Consider the following 23478-nt stretch of genomic DNA (forward strand, 5'->3'; position numbering starts at 1 on the left):
TTGTAGCGCTGAGAACACCTCCGCTACCAGGTAAGCTACTAAATATAGCTTAGGCATGATGATAATTAGGAAAAGTTTTATATTACTCTGTATTACCGACCTGACTTAGCTTTTGCTCCGTTAAAACATGACAAAAACTACTTACGTTATTCAATTAACATCCATGATAATAATGAAGAATTAGCCTATACACTTGATGAAAATGACACTTTACCCGGTAATACAACGACCTTTCCAATCCCGTTAACCCTAGCTTTAATGGAATCTAAGCTGTGAGAGAAAATACAGACAATATATTTGGCACCCGCCAACAACAAACTGGGGCAGAAGCACTGAATTTATCTCCCATGCCATTATTTACTGGGCAACGCCCTAGTGACTGGCTAAGATTGATTTGGCAAAAAAACTCAACCCATTTAGATATTGGTACTGGTAGTCCATTAATGGCCATGGAAATGGCTATATTTTTACAGTCCACTGCATTTATCACCTATATTTGTATTTTTTTATTTTTTCTTGGGTGATAGCATGTATCTAGATGATTTTTTATTTCTAGTAGTTTTTTTTATAGGAGCTCATTTATTTATCAGTTTTTTTACGCTTGGTACAGTCCTCTGGCCTAATTTATTAAGCTTTAAACATAAACGCTCTAAGTATCCCCCTACTCGGTTTAATCGCCAACGACGTGAAGTGGCCTGGATGGCCGATAGTGGCCAAATGTATTATATCCCTTGGGAATCCTTTCATGCCTGGATAACGACCACCACGGCTGCCAGTGATAGTACTTTCACCCGTCAGGTGCTGCTGATGATGGGGATTCCTGACCCCGATAAACCTGGCAATGTCATGGTGATCTGGCAAATCCCAGTGGGTACTGAAGTCAATGGGCTGATGCAGTGGGAATGTATCCGTACTTTTATGGAAGAAGGCCCTGATGCGATACCAGAACCCCGAGTGGGTAAAATTGAGCGAGAAGAGTACTACCAGCAAAGGGAAGAAGCTCGCCGCCGTGAAGGCAACGGCCATTATTATTGGCAACGGTTTAAAGATTTTTACTTTGGTAAATATATTGCTTTTCGGTTTTGCGAGCGAGTCCTTCGCCAAGAAATCGGGGCATTTCCCGCTGAAACAGAAGAATGGTCAAAACCTTTACCTAAAAAAGAGAGGGCTAAACCCTCCGAAGCCTACAAAAAAGCCAATGCGATCCAAAAGCGACAATATAACCATGGGGTTAAATTGTGGAAAGGATAAGGTCCGCTGCTAAAAGGTTGCCTGTGTAGCAGATGATTAAGCTATTGACTTTATTAGCACAAACCGGTTGTTTTTTATGCAAAAAATTAACCGGTTTTTTTTGGGGGGCAACTTTAGAAGAGCTAAACTAGCTGTTAATTACATAAGTTCCAGATTTTACCTCTATCATTTTGTTTCCATCTTTTGCATCACGCCATTTTTCTCGGTTTTTATAACCCCGCTCACACATAAGTCTGTAATTGTAATCATCGGGAGTTGAATTAAGGCACTGTATTTTAGCTTTTGAACTAAAAATTTTCGTTCCAGAAAGTAATTCAAGTCTATTTATGGCTAATTCTAGTTCGCTAATTAAACCATGAGATATAACGTCTTTTGGGTTTGACCTCACTTTATCCTCTAAAACTAGTTTCCATTCATATAAGTGATTAATTATATTTTTCGTTTTACTATAAGCCTCAAAACTTTCGTCAACTTTATTAATTTTTCTATTTTTATTCATTATTTAAATACTATTACCTGTGCAACACACCAAACTTAATGTAAGAACTAGCTATATACTAGTATTTATCTGATTACACTTTAATTTTAACCTTCATACCGAGATTCTCAGCCTCTCTTTTTATCTGCCATGGTTTGGTATAACTCTGCCATAAGCTGCCATGATCTTGTTAACTATTTTTAGCTTGAATTTCACACTTAATTTCTAACTTGGTTAATTCTGCTTCTAGTTTCATTGCATGCTGTTCATCAATATCTTCAACTTTACCTGGCTTCATATTGAATTGCTGGCTGACTTCAAAAAGGGAGCTACTCGGTAATATAGCATCTCTTAGCGCATACAATTTTTTCCCAGAAATTTTCTGCTTATGAATAAAAAGCGAGTATTCTACATAAGGTACTCCTTCAGGCCTCCCTAACATTACATATTCCATTTCAATAGCTACGCACTCTCCATTTGCCGTGTATTCATCCAGTTCTTTTTGGTCATTTGCCATAAATACGCGACTTTTACAATGACTACAAAACCGTACCCCATCTTTATCGGTAACAACTAACTCATCCCATTTCTTAGGGCATTCAAACTTAAACTTGCAACTAATTTCTGTCATTATTTCTACTAAGTTGACTATTAACGAGTATCACTTTAGTAAGGGTGGTGTGGAAAACCAGCTAGATTCCCTCTCTTACCCTACTAAGTCTTCATCCAATTAATTTTATTGCTTGCTATTTTTCGCATTTTCTCAGAGTTCACATACGCCTCATGCCGCTTAATTATAGCAACTATTTTGTTACTAAGCAGATAGCGTGCTACAAAAATTCCAGGCACAATATGCATTAATATGACAAATAAAAAGTCATTAACACTGAAGTAAGAATTAGCTAATAGCACTAAATACTCTCAATTACCAAACCCAATTCCTACTTTTTCCAGGTTTAGTAATCATTCTCTGTGATTTAGCGAGTGCTTCAGACATAACCTCTGTTTCGTTTTTTGCTGTGGGCTTTAGAAGCCACTCCCATATAGAAACCCTTGTATAGAGTTCTATGTTGTGTCGATATTCGGCTCTTGATGACTGTGTTTCTATTGTGTATGTGAATTCAATGAAAGATGGCAAACTGACAGGCACTAAACCAAAGGTTACAAATGATGCTATTAAAGGATTACCACACATAGCATTTCTGGAGCTTGGCTTTAAAGTAAGCTTATTTGAATTCTCCCTATCATTTGTAATTTCGTATATACCTGATCCAACTAAGATGTCATAAGGTTTTCCAATTTCAGGGTTAGTAATAAATACTTTAATTTTTTCAATAGCTGGAGACTGTACTTTTTCACTTTCATACACATACAAATTGGATGCACAACCCGACAAAAACAGTGTAAATACAATTGAAATTATATACTTCATTCTTAAAGGTTTAGCTATTAATCAACAGTGGTAAGACACACTAAATGATCTGCATTCTGACAGAAACTAACCGATAGGTCCAACCCTTTTGCCATGTATAATGTTTGACCAAGGCACTTTGAATTAATGAGTATCTCTACTGAGTAGAAAGAGATTCACGAGTTGTATTTGGTATGAGATTGAGGCTTAAAAAACTTAGTATGTAGCAAAACCTTAATTGATTCATTTGCAAGGTGTAAGCATTCTAACTCAGTAGATAGTTTGATCTACCATAAGACACGAATACCTATTTCACCTTTAATACCTCGGTGGTTTTCACCATCTAAGTCACGCTGCCATTCTACATTAGCAAATGTTGAGCTATTTTCTGTTACTTCTCCAATCACGCCCAAACCTAAACCATACCAAATATCACCTGGATCCAGGGTGGTTTTAGTATCATTCAACTTAACCTCTATGTCGTTGCCCCATTCTTTATATAAATTTGCTTCTGTATAAAGCTTAATATTCTTCTGATTATGCGCAAGAGAAGCTTGATCATAAGCAATTGATTGCTCAGCTCTTATTCCTGCACGAAGTAATACTTTATTTTGATCTTTGATATCTATTTCTGCAATTTTTGTATTGTTTAACTCATCATCAAATTTATCAAAATCGAGTCGTTGATAAGCGAGCTGTACTTGTGGCTCAATAATGGTTTTCTCATCTTCTGTCACAACAATAGGATGACCATATTCTATCGAGGCAACTAATCCTTTCCCATCTGTATCACCTTTTACATTACTTATCGACTTTGAGTCAAACTCATAAGTTGATAACTGTACTATGCCATCTAAGTACCAACCTTCATCACTAATAACAGTGGTATACAGACCAACGGAATAGCTTGTCATATCCACATCACCGATTTTTTGGTCATTTAATCCATCAACTTTTTCATCAAATGTACCACTACCAATGTATGCACCAGCTCTAGCAGATTGAAGCCGATCTTTGTCATAATATCGATAGAGATCTAAGCCTGCCTGAAATCCAGACCAATCTGCATCAAAATCATTTGCTTTATCAAAGCGAAACTTATAATTATTGCTGTAAACCCTCGCCCAGCCGGTTCGCGGTTTATTATCATGTTCTCTATTTACCACTCTTCCATGGCGAGCATTCATCACATCATAAGTATCTCTCTCATGGAAACTGCCAATACTATCCCAAATAAAACGTCCCATGACGACAGGAATGGACTTATAAATGGGAGCTTCTTGCCGTATTCCAACAGAGCGTAAATACCAGTTTTGATCAGTACCGGCTTGGTTTTGGAAAAATAAATTATATTCGTATGCACCGCCTATAAGATAGTCATTTGCTAAAGTAAAACTACTGGCTGTACTTACTCCATCGACTTGAACAACTAATATTCCATCACCAATAGTTTCAGCACCTGTTCCACCAGCATTTTGAATAGTTAAACTCGTTGCCCCACTACTACTGCCATTAACAATTAACAGATCAGATGCTGCTCCATCGCCTGCCAAAACCGTGTCTAAGACCAGTTGTCCTGTGCCACTGTAATTGCCACCAACAGTAAATGTGTCATTTGCTTCAACATCACCCAAGGTTAAAGTACCATTATTGACTACATTACCTGTGACAGTATAGGCGCCAGGGCTGCTACCTATTGCAATGATGGTAGCGCTATTATTAATGGTAAACTGTTCTGTTGTAATAGTGCGTGAACCACCGAGGTTACCAATGGCGCTATTAGTAAAGGTAATGTTTTCCCAGTTATTCACTAGTGGCACTGTGCCTTGCCAACCATCAAAAATTAACTGGTCTACCGCGCCATCACCTGATGAAGCATCATCTCCACCATCCAATGCGGTGATGTTTTCTAGTAAAGCAGTGGAAAAGACTGTCATTCTATCTGTCCCTAGCCCTAAATCCACATTACTATTTCGTATCGTGCCACTTTCGTTAAAAGTATCATCACCATCGCCTAAGGTAATATTCCCAGTAATCGTCGAGTTGGCATTATTGATTAATGTATCGGCACCAGTACCTGTAGTCACATTACCGGTAGTGGTTCCGCTATTGGTAAAGTTATTATTGCCATCGCCAAGGGCAATATTGCCTGCGATCGTTGAATTTGCATTATTAATTAACGTATCGTTGCCAGTACCTGTAGTCACATCACCAGTAGTGGTGCCGCTATTGGTAAAGCTATTATCGCCATCGCCTAGATCAACATTGCCTGTAATTGTTAAGTTGGAATTATTGATTAGTGTATCGTTGCCAGTACCTGCACTAACATCACCGGTGGTGGTTCCACTATTGGTAAAGCTATTATCGCCATCACCTAGATCAACATTGCCTGTAATCGTTGAGTTGGCATTATTGATCAGTGTATCGTTGCCAGCGCCAGTATCAACATCGCCTGTGGTTGTACCGTTATTGGTAAAACTGTCGTTACCATCACCAAGGCTTACATTCCCAGTGATAGTGCCAGTATTATCTATACTATCATCACCTAAATTTAAAGTTATATTTCCTTGAATCATACCTTGGTTATTAATAAATTCTCTAGAAATATTAACGTTATCATCAACTATAATCGCATCCCCATTTGTTTCATGTGAAATTATTCCATTAGGCATGTTATTTATAAAAAAGGAGTCGCCACCCATATTTCTTATTATGATAACGTCACCAAATCCATCAGCAAAACCCGGTACGTTATCTTTTATTTCTATAGTTCCTGAATTATTTAGTGTTGCCCCGTCTGCTGTTACACCAAAGCCGATATTAACTGCCTCACCTGTATCTGTAGTTAATGATACAGTACCCGTATTGTTAAATACTGAATCTTTACCATCAAAGGTGACCCCAAAAATAGGTTTAGCTGGAGAGTCTGTGCCTGTTATGTTACCACTGTTATTAAATACAGAATTATCTCCTAATACAAGAATTGCATCTCCGCTACTTGAGTCATTTACGATTATTGTTCCTGAGTTATTTGCCATTATCCCAGTTCCTCTAACAACTACTCCTTCATAGCCGGAGTTTCCTCCTCCTTCAACCCTAATTATTCCTTCATTCGAGAAAGAAAGGTTTGTAACAGATGATGTTGTTTTAACTGCATTACCTTCATTCATTGTGGCATTTCCTGCACCATTTGTTCTGATAATGGTCCCCCTATTGATAATACTAATATTATCAAGCCCAGCTCCACTGACCTCAATGCCATTACCCATTGTGCCAGTATTTTCAACAGTAGCACCTGACTCTATTACAAAAGTAACATTAGAGTTGGTGATATCTGCAATATTGGTATCGTTTACTGTAGTGGTGCCTGTACAGGAAACACTCTCTCCATTTGCTGGCATAGTATTTGAGCATGCTGAAAAGATAATTGGAGAATATAAATAGCTATTTGCAACTGCAACAGAAAGTGCAATATATTTTAATTTCACAATAGTTACCTAATGACAGTTTTATTTATTATTAACCTCCCTGTTCACTTTTCGAATTACGTGACCATATCGCGCAATATTTTTAATTAAAAGTTGCTATTTTAGTTTTAGCTAGTTATCAATACTGTAGACAGTTTTTGAATTATAAAACATTGCTCTACAGGCCATGTACCATAGGAAGGAGGAGTTTATTGCATGTTAAGCCTCAGGCTATCTTGCAATAAAGTATATGAGAGTAGAGCACTCCCCCCGTAAACACTAACATACAACACCTATAAAACTGTCCGCAGTATTGTTATATAAGAGTACTTTTATTATTACATATTTTTTATTATTTATTTTGCTATTCCTACAATTTATTGTCTCATTAAATACTCTTAATTCTACATGAATAAACGTATGAACTATTCATTTAACTTTTAGTACATAAACTACTCAAAAGCAATATTCTCAGTGCTGCTCACAGCTCTATCGCCCACCCACACCACCTACAGCTTGTTCAAAACCCTTCGATAACCGCAGTTAGCAGGACAAGTGGCTGTAGTGAGACCCGCTTAAGAGCGGAGCAGCAATTTATGAGGACAGAGAGGAAATTGTTGGCTGGATACCAGCTCTTACCTGATCATTTCAATACAGCCATCCTGTTTTAAATGAAACACCCACAACAACAAATAAAATTGAAAATATTGTAACCGGAATAATATGCCATGCCATATCAACTAATGAATCACTATTGAGAGAAGGAATAACTCTAAACCTTGCATCTAATGCAAAACCTACTGTTAATCCCAGTAGGGTTAGTTTTGCCAGAATGACCTTTGATACCGGATTAGATAAATCGAACCAAAGACTAAACTTCGGTACCAAATTAAATGCTAACCATATACCTGTTGCTACTTGGATTATTAAGGCAGGCATTCCTATTTTTTCGTATACCGATTCAAAGTCCAATAGTTGCTCTGGCGACCGATTTTTCAATACTTTCGGTAACACAACGACTGCAAGCACTATATGCCCACCCGTCCATATAGTTGCTGCAAGGATATGCAGTAGTAACATTATGCCATACAAATTAACATCCACCATTTATAAGCGCTAATTATTTGTAAACGTCATTCTAACCTATCTATATATGCCATATTTTTACTGAAGACTGTTACCTTATTTTGCGCATGGCCCACTAGGTGTTCAATTTCCAGCCTATTCCCACTATAGCCCTTCCAAATACTACCAATAATGACAATCAGAGGTAGTAATTATCAAGGATCATATCCGACACTTTGATTATATAGCAAGCAGTATTAACCAAGGTGAAGTTAACGCCCTTCGTTTAGTATTACAAAGCTGGCCAACTAGATACTGTATTTAACGTTAATGATCTGATAAGACCTCATCGAATACCTCCCAGTCCAATGATGTCGGCTGGGTAGGGTCAGTTTCCTTAATATTGTCACCATGCAAATATTGGTGAAAAAAATTAACCATACTGAACATTTCAAGCGCCCTAAAACCCCTCACATCACCACTACCACTATAAAAATCTTGAATATATACTAATTTAGCTGCAATCACATGAAGCCTTTCAGAGCTAAGAAACTCAGACATATGTTCCCGTTCATCTCGATGCAGCTTACAGACTATATTTTTTGAGATATAGTGCTTGATGTCCATCAAGCTATCTTGACTAAAATCATATGGTAGCAATAAAGTTGCATTTTTTAACACTTCATTGATGACAAGTAAGAAATTTATAGGATCCTGAAGCTTTTTAGCTTCTATATAAACAGTAGAAGCAAGCACTTCGCCATTAAATTCAGCTGAATGAGGATTAATCACTCCAGGGTTGGTTTTACACAATTCATTAATATGTGCAAGCGGTTTACAGGATGTATATTTATGCTCAACATCAAGTTGACTAGCACGATTAAGTATCATCAATATCTTCATAAAGCAATCATTTACTTGGAATTAATTACTTATACTCTTCGCGAATTATTTTTATACCCCTAGGGCACAAGGGCTTTGTTACCGTCGCTGACTACCACGGATGGTAGAAATGCAATTACTGCAGGAGCATTTAATTGCCTTCACCCCAGTCATTTAGTTTATCTAAACTACTTTTTTACCATTATCTCTTAGTGAATCATTAGGGCCAACATAACTATACAGCGCAGGCCTGGTAATTTTCAATTCTTGACACAGCTCATTGACTGATGTATTTCAGTTTTTCATCGCTGCCAGAGCTTTTGAAAGGTCTGTCTTGTCTACAATTAGGTCGATTAATTGTTTAGCTCTAAATGTTAGGATGGTCTATTTAGTTGATTTTGCTTTAATGGAATCAATGCTTTAAAAGAATGTCCAATTGATGTATTTACGTTTGGAGCGGAGTAAATGAGAAGCAAATACATCAATATTAGCTTTTTACTGATTTTCATATCTCAAATAGCAGGTGCTGACTCCTTTATTTGGAAAAGTAGCAATCAAAGCAAAACCCCTGATGCAGTTATGCTAAATAATGGTGAATTTTGGTTAAATACAAATAAAGGGAGAACTCCTAACGCAATTATATTCAACTTCGGTTACTAGCTATCAATATTATTTTTCACTTTTTTTGGTAACCATCTACTGGATCGTTGTTTATATACAAGATACGGATTCCCCAACCTTTTAGCTAGGCTACTTTCTTCATAATCAGCAATTTGGTTATAGAATACGAATATTGGTAAGATTAAGAACAGTGCAATTAATGAAGCTGTAGATAGTGAAAGGCCTAAATATAAAATAATACATGAAAAATACATTGGATGTCTCAGGTAGTTGAACACACCATGAGAAATAACACTATCTACATCTTGATTTTCTGGAAATGCAAAAATTGCAGACCTGATTATCAATACTACAGATAAAATAGTTAATATAAAAATTATTATACGAAACCATATAGGTATATATTGTGAGTAGAAAGTTGTAAGCTGAAATACAAATGAGTCAGCTATCCAAGTAATTAAAAACACACTTAAACATATAAACTGCCCTTTATGATTAAAAGGGTGTTCGTCGAGAGGTCTATTCATCATACCATCTACTGATTAATGAAAACTAAAGTGAAAATATTATTTTTTATGATAAATTATTGGTAGCTCTTCCATAGCTGCATATTACTTTAGCGTAACATGCATTTTCAACATCAACGAGTAAACTTACGTACAAATACTTACTTTTAAAGTATTTACTTTTATTTTAAAGGTAATAGTGATCAATAAGGAGAATCGTGTGTTGCCCTATGTTGCGTATGGATCACCTAACTATCAGAGTGATATCACCTAGCCACTTGTTGTATAGCAATGTGCTAAACATATAGTTTAGTTAGCAGCAGATCGATAACAGTTACCCCATTCCATTAAAAGCACCCAAGTAAGTCAAACTTGTTGGTTCGTTTAAATACAGCTATGAGTACTAACGTTGAAAGCCTGCCCAAGGCATCATCTTCAAAGTCAACGTTAGGGAAGTGGTCAGCCACAACAGAGTGAACCCCCATTAACTGCTCTTCGCTCCGGGGACCTTTGGATAAAGAGTCAAACACATCCATAAACAGCTGTTCAAAAATTGGCCCGCCAAGTAGGGTAGACAGATGTTGTGCATGGCGTTCACATTCATCAGCTTTCATTAACTCCACAGCTGTGGTGAATTCGTCATCTGAAAGCCTTAATAAGTCTTGCGTCTTCATGTTCCTGCCCACACCTTGCAAAAGCCTGATTGTATCAGGCTTTTGAGGCACTTTGTAAACAGCAATATGACAGAAGTATAAGTAAACCCATTGATGTGTAGCAATAATTAAGTAAAAGTGACTATTGAGATAATTTTTAGTGTTTACTTGTCGCTGATTTTTCTATTAATTCTTCAGCAGTATTTGGATTTTCACCCTGTTACCAAGCAGGCAGTAGCGTCATAAAATTTTAATCTTTTATATAAATTTATAGTAACCCCTTTCCCCCTAGCCACTCTTCTTCCGATGGCAGATTCCTCTCAAATAACTTATTGCTTACCGGCCCATAGAGTGTCAAATAACATTTAGCAAGCCTGATGCGGTTTACATAGGCAACACTCTTTGATGTGAGGCAATCCCCCCCAGCTCATACCTCCAGGAGTATTCACCGCATATTGCCAACTATTGACACAATTTTTCTAAACCAGATCACATTACAACAGCTTACTTGTTGATTATTTGTTCAAATTTTAGCACCCTGTAATCGTTATAGGGGTTTTCGGCGAGAGCCTTTCTTTGGCCGGAAGCCCTTTTAACCTTCACTACATAACCTTCCCTTACCAATAGCTGCTTTCTCAATAAATCAACTGCTCCTAAATAGTCAATTGCAACCAGCATTCTACCAAACCACTTAAACAAATTTTGACCGTTAATCATAATTCTGTACTTTTGAGTATGATTTTTATAAATACCTCCCTGAAATATATTGTCTATACATTTTCACAGCATGAATAAATAAGACAAGTTTAATACAGTAGTTGATTTGCTTATTCGACAGCAAAGCTAGTAGTTATGTATAAAATACGTTGGTGATTCACATACACACCACTAGGTGTAAGTACTTATTCAACAAATTCAAAATTTAAGCAACACTTTGGGGTACTAACTATTTAAAATATTTTTATTAATTAGTTATTATTTTTATAAGTTAACTAACGGGTACTATATTTTGTTAATCAAAAACAACTTAATAAATAATAAGAGCACATTTAAAGCAAAATTACTCACTTTATCATTATTGAGTACCATTAGTGCTCCAAGCCAAGCCATTGTCAATGGTTCCATTGTCGATAAAAGTGATAGCCCAGCCTGGATGGTTGCTTTATTAGCTACTGGGGAGCTGCCTGCAAATGATCGTCAATTTTGTGGAGGAATGTTAATTGCCCATGACTGGGTATTGACTGCTGCTCACTGCGTTAATACAACAGCGCCGACTGAAATTGAAGTCGCTATTGGCATAAACGATCTTGATGACTTAGATGATGAAACGAAGAAAAAGGCTATACAAACTCGAAAAGTAGATCGCGTTATACTTCACCCTAAGTATTTTGATGATGAAAGCCCTTGGAGACACTTAGGCAACCTTGAAAATGATATTGCACTTATAAGATTGAAAGACCTTGCTGCCCCTCAGACACCATTATTACAATTATCAGATCATGTACCTATTTCAGGTACTGAGTCCACCCTATATGGATGGGGACTCGCTAAAAGTGAGCAAAAAGATACCAAACCATTTGAGTACAAGGGGCATAAAGCAGAAGTTGAAGAAACGGTTCAAGAAGCTGTCAGTTATCCTTGGCTAGAAAAACTAACTGTAGAGGTTAACACTGCTCAGGTTTGTAAAACACGGTTTTTACCTCAGTTTCAACAACAAGTTCAAGAAGCAACAAACGAACTGCCTCTGGCCAAGCAAAATTTAAATAGTTTACATACCATTAAACACCTGTTAACACTCGATATTAACAACTTAGTTGACAATAATACTAAGGTTGAAGAACAACAAGTACTCGCATTGAAGGCTAATGACATTGTAGCATTTAAAAAACATAAAAAAGAAAAAGAAGCCATTGCTAGTGACTACGAGTTATTAAATGAAAAATTAGAAAAGATTTCTTCTGCTTATGACGAGTTAAACAGCGAAATAAATAGTTTGCCTGCTTACACGCAATATATCACTAATAATTATGTCTTTCCTAACAATAGCCTTTGTGTTAACTCTGTGACCACTCCTGACGCTGGGCCTTGTAATGGCGACAGTGGTGGGCCGCTGGTTATCAATGAAAATGGTATGGATAAACTAATCGGTATTGCCAGCTTTGTTGGAGGAGGATGTGGCAACCCTGACTCAGGCAACTTTTATACGGGTGTTCATGCCTATAAAAATTGGATAGAAAAAACCATGAAAGACCACAGAGCTTATTAAATATATAGCCAAAACGAATGGTTAGTCTATTGCATTGAGTATATTATATGCCTAATACTGTGGACTAATCATTTGCGAAAAATGTATTATTGCTTAAACCCATATTGTTTTTGAATTTTATGATAGGTGCCATCAAGGAATAACTGTTTCATTCCCCTGTTAAAGTCTCTTAATTTCTTTTTATAGTCAGGCGCTTTTTTTGAAATTCCAACCAACAAGTCATTAACTTGTAGAGCAGGTTTCATAAAAATAATTTTGTTGTTAATCCCTGTAAAACTCGACTCCAATTTTTTAAGTAAAATTTCAGCTGTTGGTCGGTTAGCAGCAACAAAATCAAGACGTTTCATAAATAGCATCTTTAAGCTGTTTTCGGTATTTTTTTGAATTGCTTTATTTAAGTAATCAGCCTGATCAAACTCATCAGCAACAGCACAGCCCCGGCAAACACCAATTTGATAAGGCTTTAATACTTTAAGGTCGCCGTTATAAATAAGATCTTTTCTCTCTTGTAGTTTAAATAAACCTGATTCTATTTGAGCAATAGGCACTGTATATTCATACCACTGCAATCTTTCTTCTGTCCAAAATGCTAAAAACAAAACATCTGATATACCTTGTTTAGAGTCTTCAAGTGCTCTGGCCCAAGGTTCAATTCGCAGCTCTGCTGTATACCCTTGAGACTCGACAGCCGTTTTAGCCACAACCCACGCCCAACCCAAATCCTTCATATTTGAACCAGCATATGGAGGTTGCTCTTCGGTAATAAAGGTAAATGTTTTTGCAGCACATATTGTTGTGGCTACTAGCCCTAACACGTACACGCTTGATATTATTAAAAACAGGGTTATGGTTTTTACATATGATGTAAAGTGTTGACTGGTGACTATCAATAAATGATCAAGCGTTAGCATTATATTGATCAAAATAAACTCCATCTTACTTCACTGGTTTCTCCTTATTGTATAGCCCATAAGCCTAGCTACCTCAAAATATCCCCTTCTCGAATGGTTGTTAGTGGTGTGTTCCTATGAACACACCAATTCCCAATGTTTTCTTAACCTTTTAGCTGAAACCGGCACCTTGGTCTTTAATACTTGAGCAAACAGTGATACTCGATACTCTTCGAGTAACCAGCGATACGCTTCTAATTCAGGGTTCATTATTTTCTGGCTGGACAGGTCATCTGCTTTTTGCTGGTATTGCTCCCAAAGGTTTTGTAACTCTTCAGTACTGGCTCTGTCCTTAGCCTGTTGTTGGCCTAGTTTATCCAGACGAATTAATATAGCCTGTAGATAGCGAGGATATTCCAATAGCCTGACAAGCGGGGTATCTTTGATAAAACCTTTATACACGAGCTGTTGTAATTGCGCCTTCACATCTGCTAATGAGCGTGCCATTGATAGTTGAATAGTGCCTTTTAAACGGCGTTGAATTTGCTGATATAAATCTAAAACAGTGGTCACGCAATCAGTAAGCTGTTTAAAACACCCTTCCAACTCCTGCTTAATCTGTTGAATCCATTGCTCAAAAGCAACAGCGTCCCTTGGCCAGCGTTTACTATCTTCAGGCAAGCAGGCTTTAACTGCCGCAAACTGTAACTCCGTTTGCAGTTCTTGTTTATTCAGTAAATTCACTGCATACATGGCCAGCTGACGCCAGTCAGGGGTATTTTTAGCAAAATAATTGAGCTGGCCTGCCAGCCTTAAAACTGCCAGCCGGGTTAAACCTAGCTGATGGATATGCCTAGCCCAACTTTCAGAGCTAAATAAAGTTAAGCCAACGGTTTTTCCTTCATCGACCAAAGCAGGATAAGCTTTGATCACCACCCCACCCCGCTGTTGCTCCAATAACAGAGGTATCTCAGCAACGTCCCACTCAATTAAGCCAGTTCGTTCAAAGCTGCTATCCGCCACTTGTTGTACACCAGATTCCAGCTGGTCAGCAAAGCGCTGTTGTAACTCAATTAAGTCACGCCCTTCTCCCAGTAATGCGCCATCATCAGCCAGCACTTTAATATTCATTAAAAAATGGGGTTCAAGGTTTTCAATTTGCCAGCTTTCTGCTGCAATCCGGGTACCTGCCATACGAAATAATCGTTCACCCAATAGTTGGGTTAACGGCTCATCACTCGGCGTCATTTGTTCCATGGCCGCTTTGACATAATCCGGTACCGGGACAAAGTTCTTTCGAACCGCTTTTGGCAACCCTCGGACTAATGCCACACACTTGTCGTATAGTAACCCAGGTACCAACCACTCTAACCGGTATTTAGGCAATTGTCTTAATAACGATACAGGCACTTCAATGCTCACACCATCATCTTCTCTGGCAGGATCAAATTGATAGCTGAGCGGTAAACTAATGCCTTGCCATTCAAACTGGTCAGGAAATGCTGCTTCGGTAATATGGGCAGCATCATGCTGCATTAAATACTCTTTGGTTAACCACAACAGTTGTGGATTTTTCTTCTCGGCTTTTTGTCGCCACTGTTCAAATTGTCGGCCACTGTGCACCCAGAGAGGTATTCTCTCTCGATAAAATTCAGCCAGCACTTCAGGTTCAACTAAAATATCTCGCCTTCGTGCTTTGGCTTCTAATTCATCGACAGCTTCCAGCTGTTGTAAATTATGCTGGAAAAACTGACCTTTAGTGTATAACTCACCTTCTACTAATCCACTTTGAATAAAAATTTCCCGCGCAGCATCTGGGTCAATTTTGCCAAAATCCACTTTTCGTTTTGGTACAATCACCAAACCGAACAAAGACACCTGCTCAAAGCCCACCACTTGTTGGCGACGCTTTTCCCAATGAGGTTCAAAGTGTTGTATTTTGACTAAATGCTTAGCAAATGGCTCAACCCAGACAGGATCAATTTTGGCATTCATTCGCGCATAAAGCTTCGAGGTTTCTACTAGTTCAGCCGTTATTAACCATTTTGGCTGCTTTTTAAAGAGTGCCGAGCCAGGGAAAATATGAAACTTTTTATTGCGTGCGCCTAAATATTCACTTTGCTCCGTTTTATTACCTAAATGACTCAATAAACCAGCCAATAACGACTGATGAATAGAGGCATACGCTGCGGGTTCTTGATTAAATGACAGATTGAGCTGCTTACAGGCTAACATTAATTGCCGGTGTAAATCCCGCCACTCCCGCATTCGCATAAAGGATAAAAAGCGCTTTTTACAGAGTTTTCTTAACTGATTTTGACTTAGCTCTTGGCGTTGCTCCTCGTAAAACTGCCATAAATTCAACACACTCATAAAGTCTGAATCATCATCTTTAAATTCATTATGCGCTTGATCAGCAGCCTGCTGTTTTTCGACGGGTCGCTCCCGTGGGTCTTGAACCCCCAACGCACTGACAATCACCAATACTTCATTTAGGGCTCGATTTTTTCCCGCAGCTAATAACATCCGACCTAACCGGGGATCAATCGGCAGCTGGCTAAGCTGATGACCAACAGGGGTTAATGTATTTTGCTGAGAAACCGCCCCTAACTCATGGAGTAATCGAAAACCATCTTTAATAAAACGGGGGTCAGGCGGGTCAACAAAGGGAAAATCCGTAATTTCCCCCAGCCGTAATTTCAGCATTTGTAAAATAACAGCAGCTAGGTTAGTCCGTAAAATTTCTGCGTCGGTAAATTCTGGTCGCCCTAAAAAATCTTCTTCTGAATATAAGCGGAAGCACACTCCATCACTGACCCGACCACAACGCCCTTTCCGCTGGTTAGCACTGGCCTGGGAAACAGCCTCAATTGGCAGCCGCTGCACTTTTGAGCGATAACTGTAACGGCTAATACGGGCAAACCCTGGATCAATCACATATTTAATACCAGGTACGGTTAAAGATGTTTCCGCCACATTGGTGGCTAAAATAACCCGGCGACCACGATGGGATTGGAAAATCCGTTGCTGTTCTGCTGCACTTAGTCGTGCATATAAAGGCAGGATTTCGGTGTCTCGAAACTGGCATTTACGTAAAAAATGGGCTGTTTCGCGAATTTCTCGTTCACCACTTAAAAATACCAACACATCATTACTACCAACATATTTCTCTTGCCGCTCTTGATGCTCAATTTCAGTTAAGACATTAGCAATACCCTGCTGAATACTAATATCCTGCTCTTTACTGGCCTCTTCGTCATCTTCATTTATTTCGGTTAACGGGCGATAACAGACTTCAACGGGGTAAGTACGCCCAGAAACTTCTATAACAGGTGCATTATCAAAATGACGGGAAAACCGTTCAACATCAATGGTCGCCGAGGTAATAATCAGCTTTAAGTCTGGGCGCTTGGGTAAAATATGCTTTAAATAGCCTAATAAAAAGTCGATATTTAAACTGCGTTCATGGGCTTCATCAATAATTAACGTGTCGTACTGATTTAAAAAACGATCCTGTTGTATTTCGGCCAACAAAATACCATCGGTCATTAACTTAATTAAGGTGTTATCACTGACTTGATCAGTAAAACGCACCTGATAGCCTACCTGCTGGCCTAGTTCACTGTTAAGCTCTTCGCTGATCCGACTGGCCACTGAGCGCGCCGCCAAGCGACGAGGCTGGGTATGACCAATGGTGCCGTATACCCCCCGACCTAGCTCCAAACATATTTTCGGCAACTGGGTGGTTTTCCCTGAGCCAGTTTCACCCGCGATCACTATCACCTGGTTCGCCTCAATTGCCTTGGCAATTTCTTCCCGCTTTTGGGCAATAGGTAAGGCATCATCGTACTCAGGCTTCGACAAGCCCGCGTGTCGAGCGGCTACCTGTTGACAGGATACTGCCACTTTTTCTGCCAGTTGAGCCAGTTTGGCTGAGTCTTTGTGTTTGAATTGTTGTTGCAAAGCCCGCTGCAATGGGAAACGATCCTTCAGCATACAGCGGTTGATTTGTTTTTTTAATTCACCAATAGAGACCACACACTTCACCTTCAAACACAAAAGAGGCGTATTCTAAAAGGAAAGGGTAATACATGGCAAAAGACTTTGGAGCACAATCTAGTGGCCCATGTGCAAAATAAGGTAACAGCTTCTTCTCCATTTATCCTCTGGCTGTGTTACTTTTTCTTGACGTAGGCCCACTATGCCTGCGAAAAAGCGCCTTGCCAGAAAATAAATGGCTTTGAAGACTGTTACCCAACTTTACGCATGGACCACTAGCTTCCCCCTTTGAAAAAGGGGGATTGAGGGGGATTTTTACATACAAATAAGACGGAGATGGTTCAAAAGTTCTGGTCTCTTTAAATCCCCCCTAGCCCCCTTTTTTAAAGGGGGGAATCAGTTTTCACGACAGCCTCTTTATATCAAACAAATTGTCGCAAAAGGCATTTTAGCTCCCTCTCCCTCTGGGAGAGGGCTGAGCTGAGGGTGAGATTACTTTAAAGCCACCGCTACGCGGTACAGCCAGCACTCTTTATTTCAATTAAAGTTGCTATCGCTTGCTTTACAGTAGTAAGCAAGCCCTTCTCCCCGCAGGGGAGAAGGGACTTGATTTGAAGTACTTTTGCGACAGTTTCTTTGTAAGAGGGGGTTTGATTTGAAGTACTTTTTAACTCGCCTTTTTCAACTTTGATAATTCTTGATCTCTGAGTTCGCGACGTAATATTTTCCCTACATTTGTCGTAGGTAGTTCATCCCGAAACTCAAACACTCTCGGCACTTTATAGCCAGTGACTCGCTCTTTTAAATAATTAACTAATTCTTCCTGGGTTAAATTAGGGTTTTTGCTAACTACAAACATTTTTATCGATTCACCCGTTTTTTCACTAGGCACACCAATCGCCGCACATTGCACCACATCGGGATGCGTGGCTAGCTCGTCCTCTAATTCATTGGGGTATACATTAAACCCAGAGACGACAATCATATCCTTTTTACGATCCACAATTTTGATATAACCCTGCTCGTCCACTGTGGCAATATCACCCGTTTTTAACCAGCCATCTTCAGACAGCACTTTGGCAGTTTCTTCTGGCCGATTCCAATAACCTTTCATCACCTGTGGACCTCGTACACACAGTTCACCGGTTTCATGAAAGGGAATATCATTACCTTCATCATCACACAACTTAATCTCAGTTGAGGGAATCGGCATACCAATAGAACCCAATCTAACATCAGGCAATGGGTTGGTACTGACGACAGGTGACGTTTCAGTCATTCCATACCCTTCACAGATTTTACAACCCGTCAGCTGTTCCCAACGATTAGCGGTATCTAACTGTAAAGCCATCCCCCCTGATAAGGTCAGCTTGAGTGGTTGAAAATCCAACTGGCGAAACCGCTCATTATTCATCAAACCAACAAATAATGTGTTTAAACCAACAAATACTGTAAACGGCTGTTTTTCTAAGGTATCAATAAAACCAGGTAAATCACGGGGGTTGGTAATGAGCACATTGTGCAAACCTAAAAATAACCCCACCATACAGTGAAAGGTAAAGGCATAAATATGGTAAAGCGGTAAAGGGGCTATGACGGTTTCCTTACCCTCTTCCAAAATATGGCAGGTAATCGCCTTGCACTGAAACATATTGGCTACAATATTTTGATGGGTCAGCATGGCCCCTTTGGCAACACCTGTTGTACCACCGGTGTATTGTAAAATTGCTACATCATCACAATTCGCTTTATGAGGTTGTAGCCGGTGGTGCTTCCCTTTGTTTAATACCTCAAGAAACCCTACCGCCTGAGGGAGATAATAGCTGGGTACCATTTTTTTCAAGTATTTGACTGCACAGTTCACCACTACGCGCTTTAGCAAAGGCAACATATCACCGACCTGAGTAACAATGACATGCTTAATTTGGGTTTTGGGCACTACATCTTCCGCTAAGTGAGCCATATTGGCTAATACCACAAGCGCCTTCGCACCAGAGTCATTAAACTGATGCTCCATTTCCCGCTCGGTATAAAGCGGATTCGTATTCACTACAATTAACCCCGCCCGTAACGCACCAAATGTAGCAATAGGAAACTGCAGTATATTCGGCATTTGAATAGCAATACGGTCACCAGGTTTTAAGTCCGTTTCACTTTGTAAGTAAGCTGCAAATTGGCTACTGAGCTGATCCAGCTGGCGATAGGTTAATACTTGCCCAAGATTAGAAAAAGCGGGTAAATCACCGAACTTCTTACAGGATGCTTCAAACACATCCAGAATGGAAGTGTACTCTCCCGTTGAAATTTCACGGGGAATCCCTGTTGGATATTTGTCCTTCCAGAAGTCCACAGTCATTGAATAAGCTCCTAAAGTTTTACTAATTCAACAGCGGTTTAACTGCTGAATACTATTTTTGTTATTACCTATTACCAGGATCAATTCCACTATCACCCCCTATCAAGGAAGCTGTCGCAAAAGGGCTTAAACCAATCCCTCTTCACACAGGGGCGAGGAACCTAAAAATGCCTTTTGCGACACCCTCCAAGTGTAGTGGTTTGGCAGCTTCAAAGCTGCCTCAGCCTGGCTTGTTTTTTACTCAGTAAAGGCTTAAGCTGAACCCAGTTTCAAACGAGCGTTTTTTTTAACATCTCAATTTAATGAAGTCCAACGAATTAGCTTAAAACCATAGCGTAAATTAACAAGTATTATCTTTTAAAACGTCAAGGCTTGCAGGATGAACCCTACTGTTGCATCGCTTATGGAAAACACAACAGATGTAAAACTTGATCAGCCAATCAATAGTCACTGGTTACCAGTCACAGGTTGTCGCTTGTATCTTCGCTATTGGCAGCCCAGTTACCCGGCTAAAGGTATTGTTCATATTCTTCATGGATTAGCGGAACATTGCAGCCGCTACCAACGGCTAGCAGAGTGGCTCAACCAGCAACACTTTATTGTTATAGCTCATGATCAACGGGGGCATGGCAAAACAGGCCAGCAAGCCCAGCTCGGCCATTTCGGTGACTGCAATGGCTGGGATTATCTCATCAGCGATGTGTCATCTGTTCAAGCCTGGGCGATTAAAACGTTTGGCGACTTGCCTATTACACTCATAGGACACAGTATGGGCTCTTATCTTGCCCAGGATTTTTTACTGACCCATAGTCGGGCTATTCACGCAGTGATTTTATCTGGCTCAAATCATGACTTAGCCTTGAAATTTACTGTCAGCCGCTGGATTGCTCAATTTGAGTGCTGGCGCCTAGGAGCAAACACCCCCAGTCGTCTAATTGATCAGCTGGTATTTGGTCGCTTCAATCGCCGTATTTCACCACACCATACAAATCATGACTGGCTTAGTCGAGATAGCCAACAAGTAGCAGCCTATATTGCTGACCCATTGTGTGGTTTTATCAGTACACCACAACTGTGGGTTGATTTGTTTCAAGCACTCCAACGCATTAACCAGGTAAATAACTTAAAGTCGATACGCTCAGACTTACCCATCTATGTGCTGGGTGGTCGAGATGACCCTATCAGTGCAGGCAAGCGCTTGAAGTGTCTGGCAAGTGCCTTACGTACTGCCGGTATCAAGCAAGTCACCGAAGCCATTTATGTAGGTGGCCGCCATGAGATGTTTAATGAAATTAACTTTCAGCAAGTGTATACCGATATGACAGACTGGCTAAATAGCACATTTAGCTCAACACAATGCAACTCTTTACACGTTGCGTAAACTAATCTTATGAAGATCTGTTGACGTTTGCGCGTGGGGCGCTAGAATTGCGCCGTTTTATTAAATTGCTTGAATGGTTAGATAACTTGGAATGGTTAGATTGTTTGGAGTGGTTAGACAACTTGGATGGAACAGTATGATTAATGGCTGGGTCTTATTGGTGGCTTCAATGTTTGCATTGGTTAGCCCAACCCAGGCATCAGAGCAACTTGCCAATGAAGTGAGCTATTTAAAACAACAGGTGAAGGATACTCACTGCCGCTTTTTGTATAATGGTAAACTATATCAGCCAGCCGCTATGCTTGATTATATAGAACGTAAGCATGGGCTTTTTAAAGACGATATCAGCAATGCTGAAGAGTTTATTGTCTTAGCAGCCAGCAGAAGTGCTAAAACAGGACAACCCTTAAAAATCCAGTGCCCTGGTAAGCCTGCAATGAAAACCAAAGGCTGGTTATTGGATAAACTGCAGACATATCGGTTAATGAGCCAGTCAGCTGCTAACTAGTCATCAGCTGGCGTGTACTCAACAATTTGATTACGCCCCTGTTGCTTTGCTTGGTAAAGCGCCTGATCAGCTTGGTCAATTAAATCTGCTGGTTGTAGCTCTCGATTAGGGATACAAGCAGCAATTCCCATGCTTAATGTCACATACCCTGTAACAGAGTCTGGGTGACAAATTGCCAGTGACTTTATTTGTTGTTGGATTTTCTTAGCCACCAAATGGGCATGGGTACTATCCGTATTGGGCAGCAACACAACAAACTCCTCACCGCCATAGCGAGCAGTCAGATCTCCAGGGCGCCGACCAGTACTTTCAATTTCATTAGCAATTTGCTTTAGGCACTGATCACCCGCTAAATGACCAAGCTTGTCATTGTAGTTTTTAAATAAATCAACATCCAATAGAATCAAAGCCAACCTTTTTTCTTCTCGCTGACAACGATTCCATTCTTGCGCTAATGCCTGGTCAAAGGCACGCCGGTTAGCAATTTCAGTCAAACCATCTAGCCTAGAGATACGCTCTAACTGGCTATTTGCTAGAAGCAGCTTTTCATTCGTTTCCGCTAAGTCTCGCGTTTTATTTCTGACTCGTTCTTCAAGCAACTCATTCGCAGCAATCAGCTTATCTGCCATTTGATTAAATGCCCTAGCCAACACCCCTAGCTCATCATTGGTAAAGCTATGAATACGTTGGCTTAAATCCCCATTAGCAATCATGACAGCTACTTGAGTTAAGCTATTAATGGGACGAGTGATACTGGTCGCAAGGAAAACTGCAAATAAAATGGTAACAAAAGCCGAAACGAATAAGGCAATTATCATAAAGTTACGCTGCCTAGCCAGAGGAGCCAGGGCTTCAGCTTTATCAATTTTCAGCGTCATTCCCCAGCCAATTTTGGAAAAAGCAGTGACATAAGCAAATACTTGATGCCCTTGATAGTCGGTTAATTCCAGTAGCTCTGAGGCTTGACCTGCCTTTATCAACTTAAACGGATTAATCTTAAGCTGGAACGGCTGCAGTTGATTAGCAAAGCGTACGGGTAAAATAGACTCAATTTGTCCTTCTTCAGCTTGATAGCTAATAATCGTCTCTTCAGACAGCCCTAGTCCTATCATGCCAGTCACAATAGCCTGAATACTTTCCAAACCAGCTATCACCACTAACCGACCTAGTTCTTTATTTTCCAAGACGAGAGGGCTAACAATGTGCAATTGCTTTTGGTTTTGCGGGGTAACAACCACTCTTACCAGCATGTGTGGCGTCGGCATCGGTAGATGTAAACGGCTGAAGTCAGTATCTAACAGGCCGGGCTCTGTTGCGGCAAGCACCTCTCCCTGTAGTGAGAGCACCATAATCCCCCGAAAATCCGGAATAGCTTTTTTAGCATCAATTAAAATTTTAGTGACTTTAGCCAGTGCGGCAGGGTTTGGCTTTTTTAAGTGGTCATGTAAAGACAGTCGTAGCTGGGTTCGACTGGTGAGTAATGCCAGGCGCTCTTGATGCTGTTGAATAACCTGATTCAGCCTGGCAGCTTGAATAGTCAGAGTAGTTGCTAAGTGATGCTTAATCGCCTGGGTGAGTGCCTGCTGGCTATTAATATAATACAGTGACCCACTAATCAACAGCAGCACAACCGTTACTACTAAAATAGTGGTTGCTATTTTTTGCCTAAGACCTAAATTCAAGCTCAATACCCAGCACTGCAGCCCAAAGAGGGTGATGACTAATGTAGAGGATAGCTTGAAAA

At 39.8% G+C, this 23478-nt stretch carries 17 protein-coding genes; 5 read left to right on the top strand and 12 right to left on the bottom strand.

What is annotated here, in order from left to right; translation table 11 throughout:
- The first annotated feature begins 272 nt into the window (after positions 1 to 272).
- Both ORQ98_RS21805 and ORQ98_RS21810 read left to right on the top strand, forming a co-directional pair.
- Positions 273 to 524 (top strand): hypothetical protein, encoded by a 252-nt coding sequence (locus tag ORQ98_RS21805; RefSeq protein WP_274690945.1) that lies wholly within the window; start codon positions 273 to 275, stop codon positions 522 to 524.
- Between the two features lie 4 nt (positions 525 to 528).
- Positions 529 to 1251, top strand: coding sequence for a DUF6708 domain-containing protein (locus ORQ98_RS21810; RefSeq protein WP_274690946.1), 723 nt, complete (start codon positions 529 to 531; stop codon positions 1249 to 1251).
- A 127-nt stretch (positions 1252 to 1378) separates the two neighbouring features.
- Here the strand turns inward: ORQ98_RS21810 and ORQ98_RS21815 are convergent, their stop codons facing one another.
- From ORQ98_RS21815 to ORQ98_RS21845, 8 genes are all read right to left on the bottom strand, one after another.
- Positions 1379 to 1750: a hypothetical protein gene (locus ORQ98_RS21815; protein ID WP_274690947.1), complete on the bottom strand. Its 372-nt coding sequence runs from the start codon at positions 1748 to 1750 to the stop codon at positions 1379 to 1381.
- 169 nt (positions 1751 to 1919) lie between these two features.
- A complete protein-coding gene (locus ORQ98_RS21820; protein ID WP_274690948.1) occupies positions 1920 to 2360 on the bottom strand; it encodes a hypothetical protein in 441 nt (146 codons plus the stop codon).
- A 294-nt stretch (positions 2361 to 2654) separates the two neighbouring features.
- Positions 2655 to 3161: a hypothetical protein gene (locus ORQ98_RS21825; protein WP_274690949.1), complete on the bottom strand. Its 507-nt coding sequence runs from the start codon at positions 3159 to 3161 to the stop codon at positions 2655 to 2657.
- A 266-nt stretch (positions 3162 to 3427) separates the two neighbouring features.
- Positions 3428 to 6628: an autotransporter family protein gene (locus ORQ98_RS21830; protein ID WP_274690950.1), complete on the bottom strand. Its 3201-nt coding sequence runs from the start codon at positions 6626 to 6628 to the stop codon at positions 3428 to 3430.
- 627 nt (positions 6629 to 7255) lie between these two features.
- A complete protein-coding gene (locus ORQ98_RS21835) occupies positions 7256 to 7687 on the bottom strand; it encodes a CopD family protein (protein ID WP_274690951.1) in 432 nt (143 codons plus the stop codon).
- Positions 7688 to 7999: 312 nt separating this feature from the next.
- Positions 8000 to 8563 carry a hypothetical protein gene (locus ORQ98_RS21840; protein WP_274690952.1) on the bottom strand — a complete coding sequence of 188 codons (564 nt, stop codon included), beginning with the start codon at positions 8561 to 8563 and terminating at the stop codon, positions 8000 to 8002.
- 647 nt (positions 8564 to 9210) lie between these two features.
- Positions 9211 to 9705, bottom strand: a complete 495-nt coding sequence (locus ORQ98_RS29650) for a methyltransferase family protein (RefSeq protein ID WP_425347702.1) — start codon at positions 9703 to 9705, stop codon at positions 9211 to 9213.
- A 323-nt stretch (positions 9706 to 10028) separates the two neighbouring features.
- Positions 10029 to 10355 (bottom strand): hypothetical protein, encoded by a 327-nt coding sequence (locus ORQ98_RS21845; RefSeq protein WP_274690953.1) that lies wholly within the window; start codon positions 10353 to 10355, stop codon positions 10029 to 10031.
- Between the two features lie 988 nt (positions 10356 to 11343).
- Here ORQ98_RS21845 and ORQ98_RS21850 point away from each other — a divergent pair.
- Complete coding sequence (locus tag ORQ98_RS21850; protein WP_274690954.1) at positions 11344 to 12600, top strand: trypsin-like serine protease; 1257 nt, start codon at positions 11344 to 11346, stop codon at positions 12598 to 12600.
- An 86-nt stretch (positions 12601 to 12686) separates the two neighbouring features.
- On the opposite strand, the gene ORQ98_RS21855 is transcribed toward ORQ98_RS21850, so the two are convergent.
- The 3 genes from ORQ98_RS21855 to ORQ98_RS21865 form a co-directional block, all read right to left on the bottom strand.
- Positions 12687 to 13523: a substrate-binding periplasmic protein gene (locus ORQ98_RS21855; protein ID WP_274690955.1), complete on the bottom strand. Its 837-nt coding sequence runs from the start codon at positions 13521 to 13523 to the stop codon at positions 12687 to 12689.
- A 102-nt stretch (positions 13524 to 13625) separates the two neighbouring features.
- A complete protein-coding gene (gene hrpA / locus ORQ98_RS21860; protein WP_274690956.1) occupies positions 13626 to 17528 on the bottom strand; it encodes an ATP-dependent RNA helicase HrpA in 3903 nt (1300 codons plus the stop codon).
- Between the two features lie 628 nt (positions 17529 to 18156).
- On the bottom strand, positions 18157 to 19845 hold the full coding sequence (locus ORQ98_RS21865; RefSeq protein ID WP_274690957.1) for an AMP-binding protein: 1689 nt from the start codon (positions 19843 to 19845) through the stop codon (positions 18157 to 18159).
- A 379-nt stretch (positions 19846 to 20224) separates the two neighbouring features.
- Between ORQ98_RS21865 and ORQ98_RS21870 the strand changes: the two genes are divergently transcribed.
- Positions 20225 to 21226 carry an alpha/beta hydrolase gene (locus ORQ98_RS21870; protein WP_274690958.1) on the top strand — a complete coding sequence of 334 codons (1002 nt, stop codon included), beginning with the start codon at positions 20225 to 20227 and terminating at the stop codon, positions 21224 to 21226.
- A gap of 136 nt (positions 21227 to 21362) precedes the next feature.
- Positions 21363 to 21734 (top strand): DUF5329 family protein, encoded by a 372-nt coding sequence (locus ORQ98_RS21875; protein WP_274690959.1) that lies wholly within the window; start codon positions 21363 to 21365, stop codon positions 21732 to 21734.
- On the opposite strand, the gene ORQ98_RS21880 is transcribed toward ORQ98_RS21875, so the two are convergent.
- Positions 21731 to 23416 (bottom strand): diguanylate cyclase domain-containing protein, encoded by a 1686-nt coding sequence (locus ORQ98_RS21880; RefSeq protein WP_274690960.1) that lies wholly within the window; start codon positions 23414 to 23416, stop codon positions 21731 to 21733. The two genes, ORQ98_RS21875 and ORQ98_RS21880, sit on opposite strands and share 4 nt — an antisense overlap.
- Positions 23417 to 23478: the final 62 nt, after the last annotated feature.

The sequence above is a fragment of the Spartinivicinus poritis genome, from assembly GCF_028858535.1.
Taxonomy (GTDB): domain Bacteria; phylum Pseudomonadota; class Gammaproteobacteria; order Pseudomonadales; family Zooshikellaceae; genus Spartinivicinus; species Spartinivicinus poritis.